Here is a 6,972-nt window from a genome sequence, read left to right as displayed (position 1 = left end):
CAATCGTTTTTAATTACAACACAAACAGCTAAACTTTAAATTTTAAAAAAATGGAAAAAAAGACTGCAACAGTGAGCAAGAATGCTAATGTAGAGCAAAAGGCTAGCCCTGTTGGCTCTGTATTTGCGAGCATTGTAATTCCAGTTGCCCTGATAGCATCTGTGCTTATCTACATGTTTGTTTTGGGTGCTCCGTCAAACTTTGAAGGTGGTGACCCTAACAACCACCCACTTCCAGGCAATTATCTTGGCATTGTATATAAAGGTGGTTGGGTAGTACCAGTGTTATTAGGCCTTAACTTAATGGTACTTATTTTTGCCATCGAGCGTGCTCTTACTATCGGTAAAGCAAAAGGTACTAAAAGTGTTGCCGCTTTCGTACGCACAATTTCTGCAAAACTGAACCAGCGTGATGTAAACGGCGCTATTGCTGCTTGCGATGCTCAGAAAGGTTCTGTTGCTAACGTAGTAAAAGCAGGTTTGCTTAAGTACAAAGAGATGCAGAACGAGCCTGAATTATTAAAAGCAGAGAAAGTTGCTTCTATTCAGAAAGAGATCGAAGAGTCTACTGCACTTGAATTACCAATGCTTGAGAAAAACCTGGTAGTTATTTCAACTATCGCTTCTATCTCTACACTGGTTGGTTTGATCGGTACAGTACTTGGTATGATCAAGGCCTTCGCCGCTCTTGCACAAGGTGGTGCTCCTGACGCGGTAGGTTTGGCAAACGGTATCTCTGAGGCACTTATCAACACAGCCCTTGGTATTACAGGTTCTGCTATCGCTATCGTTGCTTATAACTACTTTACAAGCAAGATCGATGAGCTTACTTACAGCATCGATGAAGCTGGTTTCAGCATTGTATCTACGTTCTCTTCTCAGCACGAGACTCCAGCTGCAAGACCACAAACTGTTTAGTTAACCCGTTAACCAGAAAAAATGCCTAAAGTAAAAGTAAAAAGGAAAAAACCTTCATTGGACATGACACCAATGGTGGACTTGGCCTTCTTGCTGGTTACTTTCTTTATGCTGACAACAAAGTTTGCTCCTGAGGAGTCGGTGGTAGTAGATACCCCGTCTTCTGTTTCAGAGATCAAACTTCCGGATACAAACGTGATTACACTTTCCATAGACAATCAGGATCGTGTTTTCTTCGGAGTAGACGGACAGCAGACAAAGGAAGCATTGCTCGACAAGATGGCAGGTAAGTATGGTGTCAGTTTCACACCTGAAGAGAAAAAAACGTTTTCTCTTTTGACAAACTTCGGTTTGCCAATGAACCAGCTTAAGTCTTACCTGGCTATGGAGTCTAATGCACGCAAAGCTGTTAACCAGCCTGGTATTCCGATTGACTCTGTTAACAACCAGCTAGGAGATTGGGTACACCAGACACGTCTAACTAATCGTGAGGTGGTTATTGCCATCAAAGGTGACGTAGATGTGAGCTATAGCACAGTTCAGAGAGTAATTGATATCCTCCAGGACAGAAAGATAAACAGGTTCAACCTGGTTACTGACATGGAAAATAAGCCTCAGAACTAATTATTTAAAAGGAGACAAGAAATGGCTGAAATACAAGATAACGACTCCGGCGGGAAAAAGAAAGGTGCCAAGAAAGCTTCTGTGCACCTGGACATGACCCCAATGGTAGACCTTGCATTCCTTCTTTTAACGTTCTTCATGCTTACTACAACTTTCAGTAAGCCACAGACAATGGAAATCAACATGCCTGTGGATCCTGAAAACCCTGAAGAGCAGATCGCTTTGAAGGCAAGTAACGCCATGACGATCATATTAGGAGAGAAGGATAATTTGTATTACTACTTCGGCTTAGCTGAAGATAACCCAGAAATCCAAGAGTCTGACTATTCAGCAAACGGCATCCGTAAAGTGTTGGTATCACCACAAGTGAAATCTAACGACAAGATGACTGTGATGGTGAAGGCAATGGAAACGTCGCGCTACAAAAACGTAGTAGACATTCTGGATGAATTAAAAATAACAGATACTAAAAAGTTTGCTCTTGTTGATATTTCTGACGCAGACAAACAATTAGTTACAGAACAAATCGGACAATAAATTATGGACGCAAGTAAGTTAGCAAAAGCATCGCTCGATGATATCGTCTTTGAAGGACGAAACAGAGCATATGGTGCCTTTCTACTTCGCAAGCTCTACAATAAGCACATTACTGTTGCCGCTATCGTCGCTATACTCCTGTTTGCGCTTTTCCTTAGCATTCCGCTAATCGCAAAGCTTATTCAGGGCGAAGAAGAAGAGCAAGTAGTAGAGCGAATTGTTACAGAAGTAGACCTGGCTCCACCACCACCACTAGATGAGGCCACGCCGCCGCCACCGCCGCCGCCGCCACCTGATCTACCACCACCGCCGCCACCAGTGCGTGCTACTGTAAAGTATACACCACCGGTTGTTAAGCGTGATAACGAAGTAGTGGAAGAAGAAGAAATTCCGGATGTGGAAGTTCTAACAGAAATAGACGCAGGTGTTAAAACTGTGGAAGGTTCTAAGAACGCACCTCTTGACCTTGGTGACATAGACGGAACAAGTGATGTAGTTGCAGAAGTAGTTGAGGAGAAGCCTTATACTTACGTAGAGCAAATGCCAACCTTCCCGGGTGGTGAAAGCGAAATGCTTAAATACCTCGGTAAGAATATCCGATACCCAGCAGCTGCACAGCGCGCCGGTGTAGAAGGTTTGGTAGTACTATCATTTGTTGTAGGCAGAACAGGAGAAATCTCTGAAATCCAGGTTATCAAAAACCTGGGTGCTGGTACCGACGAAGAAGCGATGCGCGTTGTTAAATCAATGCCAAAGTGGACACCAGGTAAGCAGAACGGTAGAGCAGTACCTGTGCGCTATACATTACCAGTTCGATTCGCTATCAAATAAGCGTATTATAGTTTAAGAGAAGAAGCCCACCTTTACAGGTTGGGCTTCTTTTTTTTGAAACAAAATTTATTAGTACGCATGCATACAATTAAATATTTTCCGTATATTAATAGTACGAAACGATTATACATCCTATAACCAATTACAACAATGACTTAAAATGATGTTTTAACCAAAAACCCAAATCCCATGGAAAAGAGTTATTTCTTAAGCATGACCTTTAACAACATAGTGTTTCAAGGTCGCAACCAGGCATACGGAGCCTACACTCTTCGCAAAGCCTACGCTAACAATATTACAAGGGCTGCAATTTTAGCCACAGCACTTTTTTCCGGAGCATTGGTCGTCCCTTTGGTCGAAAACATCATCTTTGCAGATGAACAGGAAAAGCTTACCAAGCACAAGAATAAAGTAATTGAACTTACAGGAGTAAAACTTCCAGATTTACCACCAATAGAACCGGAACCAGCAAAATCAGCTCCAGTTGCACCTCCAGCACCACAGGAAAATGTGGCAACAGAGAAGTTTGTAAAGATTAAAGTAGTAGATGATCAGACTACTACTACTGAAGATGTGCCAGAACAATCGCTACTGTCAACAAAGAACATTGGCACAACTACGATAGAAGGAGAACTACCTGCAGCACCTTCTATCGCGACAGAGCCACCAGTAGGAATAAATGGAGGAGGTGGTACAGATGCCACAACTTCGAACGAGCCGTATGTTTACGTAGAAGTGATGCCGGAGTTTGAAGGAGGCCACAAAGCGCTGATGAGCTACCTAGGCAGAAAGTTGAAATATCCTAGACAAGCACAAAGTGCAGGAGTGGACGGCACTGTGGTAGTTACGTTTGTTGTGGGAACCAACGGTCAGATTTCAGATGTAAATGTTTTGAAAGGCTTGGGTTTCGGCACAGAAGAGGAAGCCATTCGAGTGATAGAAAGTATGCCAAACTGGAAGCCAGGCAGACAGAATGGCCGCACAGTACCAGTGAGATATACTTTACCCATACGATTTAGTTTAAAGTAAAAGTTTAAGTTTAGCGAGGTAAGGCAGAAGCAGCAATTAACTTTGTTAGCTTCTGCTTTCTTTTTATAGGCTTTAGGTTTATTTTTAAGAGTTAAAACAATAAAAAGGCACCATCTATGCTCAGACCAGGAAAAGAAGATAAGCCTGCATCAACTACGTATAGCAAGTTCGCACGCATATTTGCTATGCTGATGACACTGATTTATGTAGGGTTAGGCATCTTTATTATGTTTGCCGCAGACAGCCTGCAGATAGACCTTCCGGATGCTATGAAATACATGCTCGGCGGTATCCTAATACTGTACGGCGTTGTAAGATTTGTTCGTGTTTATAATAGTAATCGCCCCAATAAAAATAGATATGAAGATTAAAGCAATAAGCATATTAGCCTTAGCAGGCATCATGTCTTTGTCAGGATGTGGAAACTCAGGCGGACCTACGGATACACCAACTTCAGGTACTATCAATATAAGTGTAGATGAATCATTCCAACCGATCATTGAATCAGAGGTAAACACTTTTGAAGGCATTTATAAGAACGCTAAGATAGACGCCACTTACAAGTCTGAAGGTGAAGTAGTGAAAGACCTGCTAAACGACAGCACAAGTATAGCTATACTTTCACGAGAGCTTACAGCTGAAGAAAAAGCAGTATTTGAACAGCAAAAACGGATTCCGCGTGTTACCAAAATTGCGATAGATGCAGTAGCTCTTATCACCAACAGGCAAAACCCGGATTCTCTGCTAACACTTGACGAGCTTAAAAGGATTTTTAATGGTCAGGCGAAAAGTTGGAAAGAGCTTGATGAGACTTCAAACTTAGGAGAGATCACAATAGTTTTTGATAACAACAACTCTAGTACCGCGCGCTACGTACGAGACTCTCTAATAACAGGCAATAAACTGCCAACAAATACGTTTGCTTCTAACTCGCATAAAGCACTTATTGACTATGTTGCCGAGAACAAGAACGCATTAGGCGTGATAGGTGTTAACTGGATCAGTGATTTTGATGACACAACTGCTATCGGCTTTTTGAAAAGAATAAAAGTATTAGGTATAAGTGAAGACCCTGCTCCCATTACGACGGGAAGTTATTTTCAGCCTTACCAGGGCTACATAGCTCAGCAGTCTTACCCGCTACGCCGTTTCCTATACATCATAAGTACAGAAGGCAGATCAGGGCTTGGCACAGGATTTGCATCATATGTAGCAGGAGACAAAGGGCAACGTCTTATCTTGAAGTCAGGTTTGGTACCTGCCACAATGCCGGTGAGGGTGATAGGCTTAGGTACGCAAAGGCCACTTTAGTGAAAAAACCAATTCAGAAACAACTAAACTTAAATTACAATGACAAATAACTGGAAGTACATCGCTTTAATGGCGGCTGCTTTCCCTGCTACTGCTGCTTTTGCACAAACAGGTGACGCAGGAAGAAAGGCTGTAGATTTAGAGCGCTATGAAGAAGCAAAATCTATCTACAAATCACAGCTAGGCAATAAAAACTCAGCTGACAATGCTTACTTTGCTTTAGGTGATATTTACCTGCGCACTGAAAAGTTAGATTCCGCTGCTTATTACTTTAACCAGGGTATTTCTACTAACAAGAAGTCCTATATCAATCGTGTAGGTTTAGGTAAAATTGCGATGCAGCAAGGCGATCAGGCTAAAGCTGAGCAGCAGTTTAATGAAGCATTAAGCGGCAAAGGCAAAAAAGACCCGTTTGTACTTGCTATGATTGGCGAGGCTTATGTAAACGCTCCTAATGCTACGGAGGCACAAATAAACAAAGGTATCGATTACCTGAAGCAGTCGCTGGAGCGTGATAATAAAAACGCCCTAGCCAATGTTATTTTAGGTGATGCTTACCTGAAGCAGAAAAAAGGTGGCGAGGCAATGAGCAGCTACGACAGAGCTATTCAGTTAGATGATAACTATGCTACTGCTTACCTAAAGAGAGGCCAGTTGTATACAAGCTCTCGTAACTACCCTGAAGCAGAGGCTGCTTATACTAGAGCAATAGAAATTGATCCTAACTTTGCTCCTGCTTACCGTGATCTTGGAGAACTATACTACTTCGCTGGTCAGTACGATAAAGCGTTATCTACTTTCCAGAAGTATGTAGATTTAGCAGAAGATACGCCAGAGACGAAAGCAAAGTATGCTTCTTTCCTGTTCCTTACTAAGAACTATGACAAAACCTTGCAAACTGCTGAGCAGGTACTACAGCAAGATCCGTCAAACACTGTAATGAACCGTTTAAGAGCTTATTCTTACCTGGAGTTAAACCAGCCGGAGAAAGCGCTACAAGCTATCAATCAGTATATGCAAAATGCTGAGCAGGGTAAGCTGATTGCTCAGGATTATGAGTACTACGGTAAAATTTTAGGTAAAAACAATCAGCCTGCTAAAGCCATTGAGAACATGGAGAAGGCGCTACAGATGAACGATGCTAACATCGAACTGTATGCTGACCTTGCAAACATGTACGCTCGTAATAATCAGTACGACAAAGCCATTGATGTTTATGCACGTAAGCGCAAGAACGTTGAGCCAAGCAACGCTGATTACTATTACATGGGTAACATCTATATGATGGCAGGTGAGGAGAATGCTACAGCCAAGAATACACAGAAAGCTAATGAATTCTTCAAGCAGGCAGATGAGACTTATAAAAAAGTAATTGAGGCTAATCCAGAGTATGCTTATGCTTATTTATGGAGAGCACGTGCAAACGCAAGCCAGGATCCTGAAACAGAATCAGGTTTAGCGAAGCCATATTACGAAGAGTTTATCAAACAAGCTTCTGGTGATAAAGAGAAGTATAAGAGAGACCTTATTGAAGCGAACTCTTACCTTGGCTACTACTATTACCTGAAAGGCGAAAGAGATAACGCAATCAAGTACTGGACAGAAGTAAGAACGCTTGACCCAGCTAACGAGCAAGCTACTGCTGCCTTGAACGAGATATCTAAAACTCCTTCAAAGAAGAAGAAATAGTATATTCTAGCTAGCTACAAATAAAAAGGCTGCC

Annotated in this window: 8 protein-coding genes; all 8 read left to right on the top strand. The window is 42.1% G+C overall.

Translation table 11 applies throughout. The features are described from left to right. Positions 1-50 precede the first annotated feature (50 nt). Entirely contained in the window at positions 51-917 is an 867-nt protein-coding gene (locus tag ACFQ2O_RS04925) for a MotA/TolQ/ExbB proton channel family protein (RefSeq protein ID WP_377523316.1), read from the top strand. Between the two features lie 21 nt (positions 918-938). Further along, the gene (locus ACFQ2O_RS04920; RefSeq protein WP_377523312.1) at positions 939-1,541 is read left to right on the top strand and encodes an ExbD/TolR family protein; all 603 of its coding nucleotides are present in this window, start codon (positions 939-941) and stop codon (positions 1,539-1,541) included. Between the two features lie 21 nt (positions 1,542-1,562). After that, the gene (locus tag ACFQ2O_RS04915; RefSeq protein ID WP_377523309.1) at positions 1,563-2,078 is read left to right on the top strand and encodes an ExbD/TolR family protein; all 516 of its coding nucleotides are present in this window, start codon (positions 1,563-1,565) and stop codon (positions 2,076-2,078) included. 3 nt (positions 2,079-2,081) lie between these two features. Continuing rightward, the gene (locus ACFQ2O_RS04910; RefSeq protein ID WP_377523305.1) at positions 2,082-2,909 is read left to right on the top strand and encodes an energy transducer TonB; all 828 of its coding nucleotides are present in this window, start codon (positions 2,082-2,084) and stop codon (positions 2,907-2,909) included. A 189-nt stretch (positions 2,910-3,098) separates the two neighbouring features. Continuing rightward, positions 3,099-3,938 carry a TonB family protein gene (locus ACFQ2O_RS04905; RefSeq protein ID WP_377523304.1) on the top strand — a complete coding sequence of 280 codons (840 nt, stop codon included), beginning with the start codon at positions 3,099-3,101 and terminating at the stop codon, positions 3,936-3,938. A 116-nt stretch (positions 3,939-4,054) separates the two neighbouring features. After that, positions 4,055-4,309, top strand: a complete 255-nt coding sequence (locus ACFQ2O_RS04900) for a hypothetical protein (protein ID WP_377523302.1) — start codon at positions 4,055-4,057, stop codon at positions 4,307-4,309. Beyond that, on the top strand, positions 4,299-5,249 hold the full coding sequence (locus ACFQ2O_RS04895; protein ID WP_377523301.1) for a PstS family phosphate ABC transporter substrate-binding protein: 951 nt from the start codon (positions 4,299-4,301) through the stop codon (positions 5,247-5,249). Before ACFQ2O_RS04900 ends, ACFQ2O_RS04895 begins: the two co-directional genes overlap by 11 nt. A gap of 39 nt (positions 5,250-5,288) precedes the next feature. Next, on the top strand, positions 5,289-6,938 hold the full coding sequence (locus ACFQ2O_RS04890) for a tetratricopeptide repeat protein (RefSeq protein ID WP_377523300.1): 1,650 nt from the start codon (positions 5,289-5,291) through the stop codon (positions 6,936-6,938). Positions 6,939-6,972: the final 34 nt, after the last annotated feature.

The organism is Pontibacter rugosus (genome assembly GCF_042678745.1).
GTDB classification, from domain to species: domain Bacteria; phylum Bacteroidota; class Bacteroidia; order Cytophagales; family Hymenobacteraceae; genus Pontibacter; species Pontibacter rugosus.
This window is presented reverse-complemented; position numbering and strand designations above follow the sequence as displayed.

Excerpts from the sequence above, each read along its gene's own strand:
- ACFQ2O_RS04925 (WP_377523316.1), top strand. The coding sequence starts at position 51 with ATGGAAAAAAAGACTGCAACAGTGAGCAAGAATGCTAATGTAGAGCAA.
- ACFQ2O_RS04920 (WP_377523312.1), top strand. The coding sequence starts at position 939 with ATGCCTAAAGTAAAAGTAAAAAGGAAAAAACCTTCATTGGACATGACA.
- ACFQ2O_RS04915 (WP_377523309.1), top strand. The coding sequence starts at position 1,563 with ATGGCTGAAATACAAGATAACGACTCCGGCGGGAAAAAGAAAGGTGCC.
- ACFQ2O_RS04910 (WP_377523305.1), top strand. The coding sequence starts at position 2,082 with ATGGACGCAAGTAAGTTAGCAAAAGCATCGCTCGATGATATCGTCTTT.
- ACFQ2O_RS04905 (WP_377523304.1), top strand. The coding sequence starts at position 3,099 with ATGGAAAAGAGTTATTTCTTAAGCATGACCTTTAACAACATAGTGTTT.
- ACFQ2O_RS04900 (WP_377523302.1), top strand. The coding sequence starts at position 4,055 with ATGCTCAGACCAGGAAAAGAAGATAAGCCTGCATCAACTACGTATAGC.
- ACFQ2O_RS04895 (WP_377523301.1), top strand. The coding sequence starts at position 4,299 with ATGAAGATTAAAGCAATAAGCATATTAGCCTTAGCAGGCATCATGTCT.
- ACFQ2O_RS04890 (WP_377523300.1), top strand. The coding sequence starts at position 5,289 with ATGACAAATAACTGGAAGTACATCGCTTTAATGGCGGCTGCTTTCCCT.